The organism is Klebsiella sp. WOUb02 (genome assembly GCF_050058015.1).
Lineage (GTDB): Bacteria > Pseudomonadota > Gammaproteobacteria > Enterobacterales > Enterobacteriaceae > Klebsiella.
In genome coordinates, this window is sequence record NZ_CP170110.1 from 2396924 (window position 1) to 2413503 (window position 16580).

Consider the following 16580-nt stretch of genomic DNA (forward strand, 5'->3'; position numbering starts at 1 on the left):
ACGCCTGATGAGTCAATGCATTTTGCCACCAAACTGTTTTCTGCAGCCCACTTGCCTACTTATGCGCCAGCCGGCGCATAAGGATTATCCAATCCTCTTCGTCATTTCCCGGCATAACATCGGCTTAAATGCGTACTGGTCCGCCATTTATTGCGCTTAAATCCGCCTCAACGATATGGTTTATCGTCTCCCCTCGCGCCGAAAAGCGATAAAAAATCAAACGAGGACTGACAGGGAGGCTGGCTTCTGACAAAATATCCGCATCCCCCTTTCGTTAAGATACAGATGGAATCCTCTCTCTGATGGCAGCAAAAATTATTGACGGTAAAACGATTGCGCAGCAGGTGCGCTCTGAAGTCGCGGAAAAAGTGAAGGCGCGCACTGCGGCCGGAAAACGCGCTCCAGGGTTGGCCGTCGTGCTGGTTGGCAGCAACCCGGCATCGCAGATTTATGTCGGCAGCAAGCGCAAAGCGTGTGAAGAGGTGGGGTTCATCTCCCGCTCATACGATCTCCCGGAAACCACCAGCGAAGCGGAGCTGCTGGAGCTTATCGATACGCTGAATGCCGATTCGACGATCGACGGTATCCTGGTGCAGCTGCCGCTGCCTGCCGGGATCGATAATGTGAAAGTGCTGGAACGCATTGCGCCGGATAAAGACGTCGATGGTTTCCATCCCTACAACGTCGGCCGCCTGTGCCAGCGCGCTCCGCGTCTGCGCCCGTGTACGCCGCGCGGTATTGTAACGCTGCTTGAGCGCTACAACATTGATACCTACGGCCTGAACGCGGTGGTGATCGGCGCCTCTAACATCGTCGGCCGCCCGATGAGCATGGAGCTGCTGCTGGCAGGCTGCACCACCACCGTGACCCACCGCTTCACCAAAAACCTGCGCCAGCACGTCGAAAATGCCGATCTGCTGATCGTCGCGGTCGGTAAACCGGGCTTTATTCCGGGCGAATGGATTAAAGAAGGGGCGATTGTGGTCGATGTCGGGATTAACCGCCTGGAAAGCGGCAAAGTTGTTGGCGACGTGGTCTACGAAGATGCCGCCGCACGCGCGTCATACATCACGCCGGTCCCCGGCGGCGTCGGCCCAATGACCGTTGCCACCCTCATTCAGAACACGCTGCAGGCGTGCGAAGAGTATCACGACATTCAGGAGGCCTAAGATGGCGACCTTTTCTCTGGGTAAACACCCGCACGTTGAGCTGTGCGATCTGCTGAAGCTGGAAGGCTGGAGCGAAAGCGGCGCGCAGGCAAAAATCGTCATTGCCGACGGTCTGGTTAAAGTCGACGGCGCGGTTGAAACCCGCAAACGCTGCAAGATCGTTGCCGGCCAGACGGTGAGCTTTGAAGGCCAGAGCGTAACCATCACCGCCTGATTGCCGTCGCTGAATAAAAAAATGCCGGGCCCCTGAAGGTCCGGCATTTTTATTTCGCTTAATTTATTTCGCGAAAGGCTCCGATCTCCCCGGACTCCCCGTCCGGGGTACGGCTCCAGCCTACTTGCGGCGCCAGGTGGTGCCCTGAGCGCCATCTTCCAGCACGATCCCCATCTCGTTGAGACGGTCACGCGCGGCATCCGCAGCGGCCCAGTCCTTCGCTTTACGCGCATCGAGACGCTGCTGAATCAGCGCTTCAATCTCAGCCACTTCGCCGTCGTCCGCCTGCGCCCCGCTCTGCAGGAACGCATCCGGCTCCTGTTCCAGCAGGCCCAGCACGCCGGAGAGCTTACGCATATGCGCAGCCAGCGCGTTCGCCGCCTGCGCATCTTCGGTTTTCAGACGGTTCACTTCGCGCGCCATATCGAACAGCACCGAATAGGCTTCCGGGGTGTTGAAATCGTCGTCCATCGCTTCCACAAAGCGCGCTTCAAACGCCTCGCCGCCAGCCGCGGCTACGCCGCTGTCGGTACCGCGCAGCGCGGTGTACAGCCGCTCCAGCGCGGAACGCGCCTGCTTCAGGTTCTCTTCGCTGTAGTTCAGCTGGCTACGATAGTGGCCGGACATCAGGAAGTAGCGGATGGTTTCAGCATCGTAGAACTTCAGCACATCGCGCACGGTAAAGAAGTTGCCCAGCGATTTCGACATCTTTTCGCGGTCAATCATCACCATGCCGGAGTGCATCCAGTAGTTCACGTATTCACCGTCGTGCGCGCAGGTGGACTGCGCGATTTCGTTTTCGTGATGCGGGAACATCAGATCCGAACCGCCGCCGTGAATATCAAAATGGTTGCCCAGCTGCTTGCAGTTCATCGCCGAACATTCGATGTGCCAGCCCGGACGCCCGGCGCCCCACGGCGACGGCCAGCTCGGCTCGCCCTCTTTCGACATCTTCCACAGCACGAAGTCCATCGGGTTACGCTTGACGTCAACCACGTCAACGCGAGCGCCCGCCTGCAGCTGCTCCAGATCCTGGCGCGACAGCTGACCGTAGTTCGGATCGGTCGGAACCGAGAACATCACGTCGCCGTTGTCCGCCACGTAGGCGTGCTCGCGGGCGATCAGCTGCCCGGTGATTTCAATAATTTCCGCAATATGATGCGTCGCGCGCGGCTCGAGGTCCGGGCGCAGAATATTCAGCGCATCAAAATCTTGGTGCATTTCGCCAATCATGCGATCGACCAGCGTCACGAAGCTTTCGCCGTTCTCATTTGCACGCTTAATGATTTTGTCGTCAATATCGGTAATGTTGCGCACATACTTCAGCTTATAGCCGAGAAAGCGCAGGTAGCGCGCCACCACGTCAAAAGAGACAAAAGTACGGCCGTGGCCGATGTGACAGAGATCGTAAACGGTGATACCACACACGTACATGCCAACTTCCCCGGCATGAATAGGTTTAAACTCTTCTTTTTGGCGCGTCAGTGTATTAAAAATTTTTAACATCGAAGATTCCGTGTAAACGTGCGTAGTGATAAGCCGCGTATTCTAACCTGAATTCAACCCCGAAGCAGCACACAATGCAAGGTGATCCAACCCCGCGGTTATGCTATAACAGCCCCCTATGTCACGCCCAACCTTGGGTTCAAGCACCACAATCATCGGAACAGGATGCAAAAATGGTTACTTTCCACACTAATCATGGCGATATCGTAATCAAAACCTTTGACGAAAAAGCGCCGGAAACAGTTAAAAACTTCCTGGACTACTGCCGCGAAGGTTTCTACAACAACACCATTTTCCACCGTGTTATCAACGGCTTTATGATCCAGGGCGGCGGTTTTGAGCCGGGCATGGAGCAGAAAACAACCAAGTCTCCGATCCAGAACGAAGCTAACAACGGTCTGAAAAACACCCGCGGTACGCTGGCGATGGCCCGTACTCAGGCGCCGCACTCCGCCACCGCGCAGTTCTTCATCAACGTAGCCGATAACGACTTCCTGAACTTCTCCGGTGAAAACCTGCAGGGCTGGGGCTACTGCGTATTTGCTGAAGTCGTTGAAGGCATGGACGTAGTCGACAAAATCAAAGCGGTCTCTACCGGACGCAGCGGCATGCATCAGGATGTGCCGAAAGAAGATGTGGTGATCAAAAGCGTCAGCGTCAGCGAATAATTCGTGGCGACACTTTTTATTGCCGATCTGCATCTGCAAACCGAAGAACCGGCGATTACCGCCGGTTTTCTCCGCTTTTTACGCGGCCAGGCCCGCGAGGCCGACGCGCTCTATATCCTCGGCGACCTATTTGAAGCCTGGATGGGCGATGACGATCCTAACCCGCTGCATCAGGAAATCGCCGCCGCGCTCAGCGCATTGACCCACTCCGGCGTCCCCTGCTTTTTTGTCCACGGCAACCGCGATTTTCTTATCGGCCAGCGCTTTGCCCGCGCCTGCGGTATGACGCTGCTGACGGAAGAGAACGTGCTCGATCTCTACGGCCGCCGCGTTTTAATTATGCACGGCGATACCCTGTGCACCGACGATGCCGGCTACCTGGCGTTTCGCGCTAAGGTGCATACGCCGTGGGTCCAACGCCTTTTCCTCGCCCTGCCGCTGTTTATTCGCCGCCGTATCGCCGCGAAAATGCGCGCCAGCAGCAGCGCGGCCAACAGCAGTAAGTCGATGGAGATAATGGACGTTAACCCGCAGGCGGTAACGGCGGTCCTCGAAAAGCATCGCGTCCAGTGGCTGATCCACGGTCATACCCATCGCCCGGCCATCCATCAAATGGAGGCTAACGGCATGCCGGCTTTTCGCGTGGTCCTCGGCGCGTGGCACAGCGAAGGCTCGATGGTTAAGGTCACCAAAGACGACGTTGAGCTGATCCCTTTTCCGTTTTAATTATCGCGCTATTTTCCGCCGCCATCAGCCTACGCAACCGTTTTCCTCTCCCGTATATCGTGTTATTCTCTGTGGCCTCTAAAGCAGTGTGAAGCACACCCACAGGAGTTTTAAGACGCATGTCTTCCCGCAATAATTCGGCGCGTATCGCCATCGTGATGGGGTCCAAAAGCGACTGGGCTACCATGCAGTTTGCCGCAGAAATCCTTGATGCCCTGAACGTTCCGCACCACGTTGAAGTGGTCTCCGCGCACCGTACTCCCGATAAGCTGTTCAGCTTCGCCGAAGGCGCGGAGAGCAACGGCTATCAGGTGATTATTGCCGGTGCGGGCGGCGCGGCGCATCTGCCGGGCATGATTGCGGCGAAAACGCTAGTCCCGGTCTTAGGCGTGCCGGTACAGAGCGCGGCGCTGAGCGGCGTTGACAGCCTCTACTCCATCGTCCAGATGCCGCGCGGGATCCCGGTCGGCACCCTGGCTATCGGCAAAGCCGGCGCCGCCAACGCCGCCCTGCTGGCGGCGCAGATTCTGGCGCAGCACGACGCCGAACTGCACCAGCGCCTGAGCGCATGGCGTCAGGCGCAAACCGATGAAGTGCTGGAGAATCCGGACCCACGGGGTGCGGCATGAAGCAGGTTTGCATCCTCGGCAACGGCCAGCTCGGCCGCATGCTGCGCCAGGCCGGAGAACCGCTGGGTATCGCGGTGTGGCCGGTTGGCCTTGAGGCCGATCCTGAAGCGGTGCCGTTTCAGCAAAGCGTCATCACCGCGGAAATCGAACGCTGGCCGGAAACGGCCCTCACCCGCGAACTGGCGCGTCACCCGGCGTTTGTTAACCGCGATGTGTTTCCCATCATTGCCGATCGCCTGACGCAAAAGCAGCTATTCGACCGGCTGGGCCTCGCCACCGCGCCGTGGCAGACTGCTGGCGGATAAAAACCAGTGGCCGGAGATTTTCGCGACCCTCGGCGAGCTGGCTATCGTTAAACGCCGCGTCGGCGGCTACGACGGCCGCGGCCAGTGGCGTCTGCGTGAAGACGACTGCGCGCAGCTGCCTGACGATAACTACGGCGAATGTATCGTCGAACGGGGCATTAACTTTTCTGGCGAAGTGTCGTTGGTTGGCGCCCGCGCTCAGGACGGCAGTACGGTGTTCTATCCGCTGACCCGCAACCTGCATCAGGACGGGATCCTGCGCACCAGCGTGGCCTTCCCGCAGGCCAACGCCCGCCAGCAGGATCAGGCCGAAGGTATGCTCTCCGCCATTATGGACGAACTGCAATACGTCGGCGTGATGGCGATGGAGTGCTTCGTCACCGCCGACGGTCTGCTGATCAACGAACTGGCCCCGCGCGTGCACAATAGCGGCCACTGGACGCAGAATGGCGCCTCCATCAGCCAGTTTGAGCTGCATCTGCGGGCCATTACCGACCTGCCGCTGCCGCCGCCGGTGGTCAACAGCCCGTCGGTGATGATCAACCTGATTGGCACCGATCTTAACTACGACTGGCTGAAGCTGCCGCTGGTGCATCTGCACTGGTATGACAAAGAGGTTCGTCCGGGCCGCAAGGTGGGCCACCTGAACCTCACCGACAGCGATACCGACCGCCTGAGCGCCACGCTCGAGGCGTTAAAACCGCTGCTGCCGCCGGAGTACGCCAGCGGTATTTTCTGGGCGCAGTCGCAGCTCAGCTAAGCCTTTCGTGCCGGGGGAAGCGCGTTATTCCTTCCCCGGCACGCCTTCAGGCGCGTAGAATCCCTCCTTCGCTTGACAGAAAATCTCGGTTTCACTGTAAAAGGAAGACCCATGAATAATGGGACGGATTACCGCGCCATTCTCGCCGCGGAGACCCCGCTGATTGACGTGCGCGCCCCGGTTGAATTCAGCCAAAGCGCTCTCCCCGCGGCGATCAACCTGCCGCTGATGGACGATAAAGAGCGCGCCGCCGTCGGCACCTGCTATAAACGTCAGGGGGCAGAGGCCGCCCTGGCGCTCGGCCATCGTCTGGTCAATGGCGACCTTCGCGCCCAACGTCTGCAGGCGTGGCGTGAAGCCTGCCTGCGCAATCCTCAGGGCTATCTTTGCTGCGCCCGCGGCGGCCAGCGCTCGCACATTGTTCAGCAGTGGCTGCGCGAAGCGGGCATCGATTACCCGCTAATCGTCGGCGGCTATAAGGCGCTGCGTCAGGCCGCCATCCAGGCTGACGCAGGAGCTGGTCCAGCGCCCGATAGTGCTGATCGGCGGCTGCACCGGCAACGGGAAAACCCAGTTGGTCAGCGCGCGGCCCGACGGAATCGACCTCGAAGGGCTCGCCCACCATCGCGGCTCTTCGTTCGGGCGCACGCTGCGCGACCAGCATGCTCAGGCAACGTTTGAAAACCACCTCGCGGTAGCCATGCTGAAAAAAGCGGCCAGCCAGCGCCGCTGGGTGCTGGAAGATGAGGGGCATATGATAGGCGCCAACCACCTGCCGGAATGCCTGCGCGAGCGCATGGCGCAGTCGCCGCTGGCGGTGGTGGAGGACCCGTTTGACCTCCGCCTGGCACGCCTGCGGGAGGAGTATTTTGACCGGATGCACCGTGACTTTATCGCCGCGTACGGGGAAGATCGGGGCTGGCAGGAGTACGGCGCCTATCTGCACCACGGCCTGTTCGCTATCCGCCGTCGCCTGGGGCTCCAGCGTTTTGCCCAGCTCAGCGCCCTGCTTGATGACGCGCTGGCCGAACAGCTGCGTACGGCGAGCACCGACGCGCATTTTGCGTGGCTCGTTCCGCTATTGAAAGAGTACTACGACCCGATGTATCGCTATCAGCTGGGTAAAAAGGCAGAGAAGATTATCTTTCGCGGAACCTGGCAGGACGTTGCCTGCTGGCTGGCACGCTAGCCCGGGAAAACGCAGCGCAATCCGGGATTTGCCGCATCGCGCTGCGCGGGAGATCGCGGTTTAGAAGTCGTAGCGCAGACGCACCAGGTTCATATCGCCCAGGTTGTCGGTGCTCGACGTAAAGACGTGCTCGTAATCAACGCTGAAGCCATAATCCAGCTGGAAGCTAACCCCGAGACCGTTATCAATGCGCTGGTAGTTACGTCCGTTCACGTATTCCAGGCGGTCGCCCATAAAGTACGGCTGAACGGATTTAAGCGCGTACTGGCCAACCGGGATTTTATACCCCGCGAAGTACTCAATACCCCAGGCATCGCCGGCGAAGTAGTTATTCACATCGACTTTTTTGGTGGTCAGGAAGTTCTGATACCAGCCGCGGCCGAAGGAGAAGGTCCAGCGATCCGGCGTCCAGCTTAGGGCGGTACCGAGGATATTCTGGTCATAGGTTTTATTCTCAGCGCTGGACGGATCGCGCATTTCAGCGCGCGTATAGTTCCACGCCGTCCCCCAGCTCAGGTCCTTCATGATGTGGTAATCCACGCCCACGGAGCCTCCGCCTTTACGCTTATAGCGCAGACCGTTCCCCGGTAGATACTCATTATCGTCAAACAGATAAGAAGCATACAGATCGACGTCGCCGGCGGATTTCTTATACTTGAGCATATTGCGCGAGCGATAAGAACCGTCGTAATCGCCATTGATGCCGTTACCCGGCGCCTGGGCGACCATGTCGTAATCCCAGATATCGGTCTTAGCGCCGACCACATCGTAATAAATACTGTTTTGCTGACCGTAGGTTAACGTCCCCCAGGTGTCGCTCTTCAGCCCGGTATAGAGCATACGGCGGGAGGTGTTATTGGCGCCTTCCGCATAGTGATTATCCCAGTCGAACAGCGCCGGAATATTAACCCCCAGCTCGTAATAGCTTATCCAGCTAGGCTGTGTCCCGTAATCACCTGAGCTATAGTAACTGTCTGTTTCCACAACATATTAAACTATGGCTCGCTACGACATTCCCGATGAAGCATGGACTATCATCCAACCCTTTCTGCCAGCAGCGTCTGCCTCTCCACAGGCCGGGCGTCCGTGGGCGGAGCATCGTATGATCATCAACGGCATGTTCTGGGTGCTGTGTTCAGGTGCACCATGGCGTGATTTACCTGAACGGTACGGCCCATGGAAGACCGTTTATAACCGCTTTAACCGATGGTCAAAATCGGGTGTGATTAACATTATTTTCAACAAGTTACTTTCAGACTCTGGATGCACATGGCCTCGTGGACTGGTCGGCCACTGCACTGGATGGCAGCAATATCCGGGCGCTGAAATGTGCTGCCGGTGCGCAAAAAAACAACCCGATATCACCGGAGATAATGGGCTGGGTCGCTCTCGCGGTGGTTTTGGCACCAAAATTCATCTGGCGACAGACGGAAGTGGTCTGCCGTTAAACATCGTACTGAGTCCCGGTCAGGCTCACGAAAGCCAGTTTGCACAACGTCTTCTGGACGGTATCGGTGTTCAGCGCCAGAACGGAAGTATCAAGCGCCGTGGTCATGCAGTACTGGCTGATAAAGCCTACTCCGGACATGCGTTACGTAACGAACTGAAAAGAAGAGGGATAAAAGTTGTCATCCCGCGTAAATCCAATGAAAAAATGGCCACAGATGGTCGTTCACCACTCGATCGTGAAGCCTACCGCAATCGCAATGTTGTTGAGAGGTGCTTTGGTCGCCTGAAAGAATACCGCCGCATTGCCACACGTTACGACAAAACGGCGAGGAATTATCTGGCGATGGTGAAACTGGGTTGCATCCGATTGTTTTACAAGAGGTTATGTAATTAAGGGACACAGCCTAATATCGTCGAAGAGGTAATAATCAGCGGCGAAGCGGAAACGGGTCCCGCCATCAAAGCCGTTACGCTTATAGGAGCCTTTATCGCCATCGCCGGACATCATGTTGAACTGTGGACGAATGCTCCCGCCGACGGTGAAGTTCAGGCGGCTTAACGGGTCGCCGGCCTGCGGATCTTGTTTCAGCAGCGTAATCTCAGCCCGGGAAGCAAACGACGTCACTGTCAGTACTGCGCCGATCGTCATCGCCAGCGCTTTTATTTTATGTGCCATGCTTTTTCCTTAAGTAATAAGCAACCTTATATTTGCAATATGAATATTACCCAGGATTATTAACGACGTGTTGTCGCGTTTTTATGCTTTAGTGCTCTTAAAAATCAGTCACTTAACATTTCGTGCCGTTAACAGAAAGCCGCCGAGGATTTCATCAAACAGTCATTAACCTGCGCTATTTTCCGCCGCGCTTTGCGGTCGCTGAACAATAAATGAACCGCTAACCGCGCGTCAGGCTGAAACGGAACGCAGTAAAAAGCCCGGAGCGTTGAGACTCAACCCCGGGCCTGCAGATGCGAAGCGCGCTGAATTACTGGCTAAACTGGCGGAACAGCGCTTTGCCCTTTAATAAACGCAGCCCCAGCCAGCCGCCGCACAGGGAGAGCAGTAGCGCCCCGCAGAGCGGCAGCATCACCCACAGCCGCCAGTCCGGAGACCAGGGGAAATCAAAGACTTTGCTCTGCAGCATCGCCAGCGCCACCTCAGCCCCTATCGCCGCCACGATCCCGGACACCACGCCCAGCAGGGCAAACTCCGCCCATAGCGTGGCGCGCAGCAGCGACTTTCCGGCTCCCAGCGTGCGCCAGACCACCAGTTCCTGATAGCGCTGGCGCATCCCGACCTGAACCTGCGCCAGCAGCAGTAAAATACCGCAGGCGGTCACCAGCACCACCATCACTTCCAGCGCGCGGCTGACCTGCGTCAGCACCTGACCCACCTGACGCAGAATAGCGCCAATGTCCAGCAGGCTGACGGTCGGGAATTCACGGTTCAGCTGCGTCAACATGCCGCTGCCGTTATCCCAGCGGAAGCTGGTCAGCCAGCTCTGCGGCTGTCCGTCGAGCGCGCCCGGCGGGAAGATAAAGAAGAAGTTGGGCCGCAGGCTCTCCCAGTCAACTTTGCGCACGCTGGTCACCTTAGCGCTGAACTCCTGGGTATCGCCGGTAAAGGTGACGCTATCGCCGGGCTTAATCCCCAGCCGCTGCGCCAGCCCTTCTTCGATCGACACCTCGCCCGCTTTTGGCGGCCAGCTGCCGGCAACCAACGGATTATGATCCGGCCGGTCGTTACTCCAGGTCAGGTTCAGCTCGCGATTCAGCGCTTCGTCCTTATTGCCCTCCGTCGCCTGACCGTTAATCTGCGTCAGGCGCGCGCGGACGATCGGGTAAAACTCCGTCGCCGCCGTCTGCTGCCCGGCGAGGAAGACTTTAACCGGCGCGACCTGATCCGGGGCGATATTAATCAGGAAGTAGTTGGGGCTTTCCGGCGGCAGTCTGCTGCTGCCAGCGATCCAGCAGATCGCCGCGCAGCACCAGCAGCAGGGCGAGCAGCATAAACGATAGCGAGAACGCCGCCAGCTGGCTGAGGGTCGACAACGGCTGGCGTAGCAGCCGGTTGACCGCCAGGCGCAGCGGCAGCGCCTTTAGCGTCACGCGCTTCAGCAGCCACAGCAGCCCCCATCCCAGCAGGCCGCACAGCAGCGCCAGCACCACCGCGCCGGCCAGCACCGCCCACAGCAGCGGGCTGCCGCCCAGCAGCCAGGCCAGCAGAACCACCACCACCGCGCAGACCAGCGGAATATAGACCTTCAGCGGCCAGACGTTAGCCACCACGTCCTGACGAAGGACCCGCAGCGGCAGCGTCGCCAGCAGTAGCCGGTAGGGCCGCAGGCCCACCAGCAGCGAAATCACCGCCATCGCGCCAATCGCCCACAGCCACGGCCAGAGGCTGGCGGCCGGCAGCGCGCCCGGGAGAACCGGTTTCAGCATCACCAGCAGGATCTTTTCCAGCCCCATCCCCATCGCGCCGCCGGTAATCGCCGCCAGCGCCAGCAGCAGCAGCCACTGCCCGACGATCAGCTTGCGCAGCTGCGCCCGCCCGGCGCCTAAGGTTTTAAGGATCGCCACCAGATCGTAACGGCTGCGGCAGTAGTGGCTCATGGCCACCGCCACCGCTGCTACCGCCAGCAGGAGGGTGAGCAGCGCCGAGAGCAGTAAGAACTGCTGCGAGCGTTCGAGCGATTTACCCAGCGCGCTATCATCCTGCTGCAGGCCGATCCAGCGATGTTCCGTGCCCAGCTTTGGCAGCAGCCACTGCTCATACTCCGCCAACTGGGGCGCGGTTCCGGCGAACTTATAGCGCCAGGAGACGCGGCTGCCGGGCTGCACCGCCCCGGTCTTTGCCACATCGGCAGTGTTCATCATCAGCCGCGGCGCCATCTGGAAAGGGTTGAACCCGGCGTCCGGCTCCTGAATCACTTCGCCGGCAATGCGCAGCGTGGCGTCGCCGACATCAATGGTATCGCCGGTTTTTAAATTCAGCAGCGCCATTAAGCGCGGGGCCAGCAGCACGCTGCCCGCCTGCGGCTTTAAGCCCGGCGGCTGGGTTTCCAGCTGACCGTAAAGGGGATAGGTGTCGTCAACCGCCTTGACGTCGGCCAGCTGCGGCGTATCGCCGGCAAAGGTCATGGTGGCGAAGCTGAGCTGCTCGCCAACCGTTAATCCCAGCCGACGCGCCTGCGCCAGCCAGTCGGCGGGAACCTCGCGCGAGCTGCGCAGCGTCCGGTCCCCGGCCATAAATTCACGGCTCTGCTGGCTGAGCCCCTTTTCCATGCGATCGCTTATCGACCCCAGCGCCAGCACGCAGGCCACCGCCAGGCTCAGCGCCAGCCAGACGATCAGCAGCGATGGCGATCGCCATTCGCGCCAGAACCAGCGGGCAATCATGCTTCCTCCCGCAGCTGGCCATCAACCAGCCGCAGCCGCCGGTCGCAGCGCGCCGCCAGCAGCGGATCGTGCGTCACCAGGATCAGCGTCGTACCGTGCTCGCGATTGAGCGAAAACAGCAGGTCGGCAATTTTGTCCCCGGTCTGCCGATCGAGGTTGCCGGTCGGTTCATCGGCAAACAGCAGCTCCGGACGCCCGTTGAAGGCGCGGGCCAGCGCCACCCGCTGCTGCTCGCCGCCGGAAAGCTGCGCCGGCAGGTGGTTCAGGCGTTTACCCAGCCCCAGCTGCTCCAGCAGCGCCCTGGCGCTGCCCCGGCTCTGGCTGTCGCTCTCGCCGCGCAGCAGCGCCGGAAGCTCGACGTTTTCCAGCGCGTTGAGGGTCGGGATCAGCATAAAGGACTGAAAGACAAAGCCGATGTGCTTCGCGCGCAGCTGCGCCCTCGCCTCTTCGTCCATGCGGTGCAGCGGCTGCCCGAGTAAAGAGACCTCACCGCCGCTGCCGTCATCCAGCCCGGCAAGGATCGCCAGCAGCGTGGATTTGCCGGAACCCGACTCGCCAATCAGGGCGATGGTCTGCGCCGGTTTGACAACCAGCTCAACTCCGGTGAGGATGGAAAGCTGATGCTCTCCCTGACCGACGGACTTCTTAAGATGATGAACTTCAAGTATGTTTTCCGCTGGCATTTGCCTTTCCTGTTTCTGGTCCTGTTTACCTGCCGCGCGATAGCGGCGGATACGCTGTTAGTTCTCGGCGACAGTCTGAGCGCAGGCTATCGCATGGCGGCCAACGTCGCGTGGCCTGCGCTACTTAACGATAAGTGGCAGACCAAAACGCCGGTGGTCAACGCCAGCATCAGCGGCGACACGTCGCAGCAGGGGCTGGCGCGTCTGCCGGCGCTGCTTAAGCAGCATCAGCCGCGCTGGGTGCTGGTCGAACTGGGCGGCAACGACGGGCTGCGCGGCTTTCCGCCGCAGCAAACGGAGCAGACGTTGCGCACCGTTTTGCAGGATATCAAAGCGGCGAATGCCCAGCCGCTGCTGATGCAAATTCGCCTGCCCGCCAACTACGGCCGTCGTTATAATGAAGCCTTTAGCGCAATGTATCCCGCACTGGCCAAAGAGTTTGATATTCCTCTGTTACCCTTTTTTATGGAAGAGGTCTACCTGAAGCCGCAGTGGATGCAGGATGATGGCATCCATCCCAACCGCGACGCCCAGCCGTTTATTGCCGACTGGATGGCGACGCGGTTGGCTCCCTTAGTTAATCATGACTCCTGATCCGCAGGGGTTGTTTGCAGGTAAAGTTATGCAAAAAACGGTTTTAGTTACAGGATGTTCCAGCGGTATTGGCCTTGAAAGCGCGCTCGATCTGCAACGTCAGGGCTTTAAGGTTCTGGCCGCCTGCCGCAAGGCCGAGGACGTGGCGCGGATGCGGGAGCTCGGACTGACCGGTATTTTGCTGGATCTCGACGATCCGCTGAGCGTGGAGCGCGCGGCGGCGGAGGTTATCGCCCTGACCGATAACCGCCTGTACGGCCTGTTTAATAACGCCGGCTACGGCGTCTATGGCCCGCTGATCACCATCAGCCGCCGGCAGATGGAGCAGCAGTTTGGCGCCAACTTTTTTGGCGCTCATCAGCTCACCATGCTGCTGCTTCCGGCGATGGAGCCGCACGGCGAGGGCCGTATCGTGATGACCTCCTCGGTGATGGGGATCATCTCCAGCCCCGGACGCGGCGCCTATGCCGCCAGCAAATACGCGCTGGAGGCCTGGTCCGACGCCCTGCGCATGGAGCTGCGCTACAGCGGCATTAAGGTCAGCCTGATTGAGCCGGGGCCGATTCGCACCCGCTTTACGACCAACGTTAACCAAACCCAGCGCGACAAGCCGGTGGAAAATCCCGGCATCGCCGCGCGCTTTACCCTCGGGCCGGAGGCGGTGGTGGAAAAAGTGCGCCATGCTTTCGTTAGCGATAAACCCAGGCTGCGCTACCCGGTGACCTTCGTCACGCACGCGGTCGCCCTGCTCAAGCGCCTGTTGCCCACGCGGATGATGGACAAAATTATCCAGGGCTGAGTTGAAGCTCCGGCCTCCGCCCCCATGTATACAAAAAATTGATTAAAGAGATGCGCCTATGTCAGTACAGAATATTATCAACATTACCGAAGCTAACCTGCATCAGACGCTGGAGCAATCCGTTACCGCGCCGGTGCTGTTCTATTTCTGGTCCGCGCGCAGCCAGCACTGCGAGCAGCTGACGCCGGTTCTGGAGAGCCTGGCGGCGCAGTACAACGGTCAGTTTATCCTGGCGAAGGTGGACTGCGATGCCGAGCAGATGCTGGCTTCGCAGTTTGGCCTGCGCTCGATCCCAACGGTTTACCTGTTCCAGAACGGCCAGCCGGTGGACGGCTTTGAAGGCCCGCAGCCGGAGGCCGCCGTGCGCGCGCTGCTGGATAAGGTGCTGCCGCGCGAAGAGGAGCTAAAGGCCCAGCAGGCGCTGGCGCTGATGCAGGAAGAGAAGTACGCCGAAGCGCTGCCGCTGCTGAAAGAGGCGTGGCAGCTCTCCGCGCAGGAGAGCCAGATTGGACTGCTGCTGGCGGAAACGCTGATCGCCCTGCAGCGTTCCGACGAGGCCGAGGCGGTGCTGAAAAAGGTTCCGCTGCAGGATCAGGACACCCGTTTCCAGGGGCTGGTGGCGCAGATTGAGCTGCTCAAGCAGGCGGCCGATACCCCGGAAATTCAGCAGCTCCAGCAGCAGGTTGAACAAAACCCGCAGGACGCGGCGCTGGCGGCCCAGCTGGCCCTGCAGCTGCATCAGGTTGGCCGCAACGAAGAGGCGCTGGCGCTGCTGTTCAGCCATCTGCAGCTAGATTTAGACGCCGGCGACGGCCAGGTGCGCAAGATGCTGCAGGAAATTCTGGCCGCCCTCGGCACCGGCGACGCGCTGGCCGCCAAATACCGCCGCCAGCTCTACTCCCTGCTGTACTGATCGTTAAACATCCCCGGCGGCGCCTCGCCGACCGGGGCTACGCGATCAGGCGCTCTTTTTCAGTCTGCGTCACCACCAGCTGGTGGCGCGGGTTAAAGAATTTCCGGTAGGTCAGATAGCCGGCGATGATGGTTGACAGGCTGGCGGTCGACAGCAGCATAAACGTGACCATTATCTGATATTTAATCGCTTTCACCGGATCTATCCCGGCAAAAATCAGCCCCGACATCATCCCCGGCAGGCTCACCAGCCCCACCGTTTTCGCCGAATCAATGGTCGGAATCAGCGCGGCGCGAATGCTGCCGCGAATCAGTCCGGCAGAGGCCATTTTCGGCGTCGCGCCGAGGCTCAGCTTCTCCTGGATCTGCTGCTGTTCGCTGCTGAAGCGCTGGCCCATATTGTTGTAGCACAGCCCCACCGCCACCATCGCATTGCCGGCGACCATGCCGGCAATCGGGATCACCTGCATCGGCACGAAGGAGATCGAGCCGGAGAAGACCAGCACCGCCAGGGTCAGCCCTGCGCCGGTGGTAATGGCGATAAACGATGAGATGAAGGCCTTATCGATATATTTGCTGCGCTTTTGCGCATTCCACGCGGCGTTAAAACAGATAAACAGCACCATAAACAGCGTCAGCAGGACGTGATTGACGTTGAAGATATATTTCAGCACGTAGCCGACGATAACCAGTCTGCACCACCGCCCGGCAAATGCTCCAGACGATATCCTTCTCCAGCGCCAGCTTCTCGCGATAGCTCACCACGATGGCCACCAGCACCAGCACCATCGACAGGGCCAGCGATTCGTTAGTGATATTATGCCCGTTCATTGCTAACCTCCTGCCCCTCTACGCTCGCCGGCTGCAGCGTAATCACCTCATCGGCGTGGTCGATTTCATTCCGGTCGTGCGTCACCCACAGCACCGCAATATTCTTTTCCGTCACATAGCGATGAATAATATCGTTAACGTTGCGCTTATTGCTGTCATCGAGGGCGCTGGTAATTTCATCGAGCAGCAGCACCTGCGGCAAAAACTGCAAATTGCGAATAAGCGAAACGCGCTGCTTTTCTCCCCCGGAGAGTTCGTTGATCGATTTGCCCAGCGTACTTTCCGCCAGCCCAAAGCGGCGTAAATCGGCAATCAGCGCCTGCGGATCCGGCTGCTGACGGCGAATTTGCCAGGGAAAAATAAGGTTGTCATAGACCGAATCGCCGAACAGCGCCGGGGTTTGCGCGCAGTATGAGACCTGCTGGCGGTAGGTTTCCGGCGATAGCGTATTGATATCCTTGCCGGAATAAAAAATCTGCCCGCTGGTCGGACTGAGCAGCGAGGCGATAATTTTAAGCAACGTGCTTTTACCGCAGCCGGAGGGCCCGGTAATTAGCTTAAATTCTCCGGCGCCCAGCTCAAGATTAATATTATGCAAAATGACCGACTTATCGATCTGAAAACCAACGTTCTCAAGGCGCAAGATAGCGTTATTTTCCTTCATTATCGTTCCATATATTTCCCAAAACCCGACTAGTTTACTCCACTTTTCTTTCGCCAGGATGAGGAGAAAGATATACTCGA

12 protein-coding genes and 6 pseudogenes are annotated in these 16580 nt (G+C 59.1%); 11 read left to right on the forward strand and 7 right to left on the reverse strand.

Features of this window, described 5'->3' with window-relative positions; genetic code table 11:
• Positions 1–302: 302 nt before the first annotated feature.
• Together folD and ybcJ are read left to right on the forward strand one after the other, a co-directional pair.
• The gene (folD, locus tag ABOC21_RS18460) at positions 303–1169 is read left to right on the forward strand and encodes a bifunctional methylenetetrahydrofolate dehydrogenase/methenyltetrahydrofolate cyclohydrolase FolD (protein ID WP_426812818.1); all 867 of its coding nucleotides are present in this window, start codon (positions 303–305) and stop codon (positions 1167–1169) included.
• Between the two features lies 1 nt (position 1170).
• Positions 1171–1383, forward strand: a complete 213-nt coding sequence (gene ybcJ / locus ABOC21_RS18465; RefSeq protein ID WP_095094561.1) for a ribosome-associated protein YbcJ — start codon at positions 1171–1173, stop codon at positions 1381–1383.
• Positions 1384–1503: 120 nt separating this feature from the next.
• Here ybcJ and cysS read toward each other — a convergent pair whose 3' ends face one another.
• Positions 1504–2889 carry a cysteine--tRNA ligase gene (gene cysS, locus ABOC21_RS18470; protein ID WP_426812819.1) on the reverse strand — a complete coding sequence of 462 codons (1386 nt, stop codon included), beginning with the start codon at positions 2887–2889 and terminating at the stop codon, positions 1504–1506.
• Positions 2890–3062: 173 nt separating this feature from the next.
• Here cysS and ppiB point away from each other — a divergent pair, with 173 nt between their 5' ends.
• The 5 genes and pseudogenes from ppiB (at position 3063) to mnmH (ending at position 7166) form a co-directional block, all read left to right on the forward strand.
• Complete coding sequence (gene ppiB / locus ABOC21_RS18475; protein WP_095094557.1) at positions 3063–3557, forward strand: peptidylprolyl isomerase B; 495 nt, start codon at positions 3063–3065, stop codon at positions 3555–3557.
• Between the two features lie 3 nt (positions 3558–3560).
• The gene (gene lpxH, locus ABOC21_RS18480) at positions 3561–4283 is read left to right on the forward strand and encodes a UDP-2,3-diacylglucosamine diphosphatase (RefSeq protein WP_426812820.1); all 723 of its coding nucleotides are present in this window, start codon (positions 3561–3563) and stop codon (positions 4281–4283) included.
• Positions 4284–4402: 119 nt separating this feature from the next.
• Entirely contained in the window at positions 4403–4912 is a 510-nt protein-coding gene (gene purE / locus ABOC21_RS18485) for a 5-(carboxyamino)imidazole ribonucleotide mutase (protein ID WP_426812821.1), read from the forward strand.
• A pseudogene (gene purK, locus ABOC21_RS18490) lies at positions 4909–5977 on the forward strand (5-(carboxyamino)imidazole ribonucleotide synthase). Before purE ends, purK begins: the two are co-directional and overlap by 4 nt.
• Before the next feature lie 111 nt (positions 5978–6088).
• Positions 6089–7166, forward strand: a pseudogene (gene mnmH / locus ABOC21_RS18495) (tRNA 2-selenouridine(34) synthase MnmH).
• Positions 7167–7226: 60 nt separating this feature from the next.
• Here mnmH and ABOC21_RS18500 read toward each other — a convergent pair.
• A pseudogene (locus ABOC21_RS18500) lies at positions 7227–8102 on the reverse strand (porin); the annotation flags it as partial.
• A gap of 61 nt (positions 8103–8163) precedes the next feature.
• Here ABOC21_RS18500 and ABOC21_RS18505 point away from each other — a divergent pair.
• On the forward strand, positions 8164–9009 hold the full coding sequence (locus tag ABOC21_RS18505) for an IS5 family transposase (RefSeq protein ID WP_426812496.1): 846 nt from the start codon (positions 8164–8166) through the stop codon (positions 9007–9009).
• Between the two features lie 12 nt (positions 9010–9021).
• Here the strand turns inward: ABOC21_RS18505 and ABOC21_RS18510 are convergent.
• The 3 genes and pseudogenes from ABOC21_RS18510 to ybbA form a co-directional block, all read right to left on the reverse strand.
• Positions 9022–9291: pseudogene (locus tag ABOC21_RS18510) on the reverse strand (porin); the annotation flags it as partial.
• Between the two features lie 310 nt (positions 9292–9601).
• Positions 9602–12017, reverse strand: a pseudogene (gene ybbP / locus ABOC21_RS18515) (putative ABC transporter permease subunit YbbP).
• Positions 12014–12700 (reverse strand): putative ABC transporter ATP-binding protein YbbA, encoded by a 687-nt coding sequence (gene ybbA / locus ABOC21_RS18520; protein ID WP_041144387.1) that lies wholly within the window; start codon positions 12698–12700, stop codon positions 12014–12016. Before ybbA ends, ybbP begins: the two are co-directional and overlap by 4 nt.
• Here ybbA and tesA point away from each other — a divergent pair.
• The 3 genes from tesA to ABOC21_RS18535 are packed head-to-tail and all read left to right on the forward strand — an operon-like array spanning position 12668 to position 15006.
• On the forward strand, positions 12668–13294 hold the full coding sequence (tesA, locus tag ABOC21_RS18525) for a multifunctional acyl-CoA thioesterase I/protease I/lysophospholipase L1 (protein ID WP_426812822.1): 627 nt from the start codon (positions 12668–12670) through the stop codon (positions 13292–13294). The genes ybbA and tesA overlap by 33 nt on opposite strands.
• Positions 13284–14093 (forward strand): SDR family oxidoreductase, encoded by an 810-nt coding sequence (locus tag ABOC21_RS18530; protein ID WP_426812823.1) that lies wholly within the window; start codon positions 13284–13286, stop codon positions 14091–14093. The genes tesA and ABOC21_RS18530 overlap by 11 nt, the downstream gene beginning before the upstream one ends.
• A gap of 58 nt (positions 14094–14151) precedes the next feature.
• Positions 14152–15006, forward strand: a complete 855-nt coding sequence (locus ABOC21_RS18535; RefSeq protein WP_426812824.1) for a co-chaperone YbbN — start codon at positions 14152–14154, stop codon at positions 15004–15006.
• A 37-nt stretch (positions 15007–15043) separates the two neighbouring features.
• On the opposite strand, the pseudogene fetB reads toward ABOC21_RS18535, so the two are convergent.
• Positions 15044–15836 (reverse strand): annotated as a pseudogene (gene fetB, locus ABOC21_RS18540) (iron efflux ABC transporter permease subunit FetB).
• Positions 15823–16500: an iron efflux ABC transporter ATP-binding subunit FetA gene (gene fetA / locus ABOC21_RS18545; protein ID WP_426812825.1), complete on the reverse strand. Its 678-nt coding sequence runs from the start codon at positions 16498–16500 to the stop codon at positions 15823–15825. The pseudogene fetB and the gene fetA overlap by 14 nt, the downstream one beginning before the upstream one ends.
• Between the last annotated feature and the right edge of the window lie 80 nt (positions 16501–16580).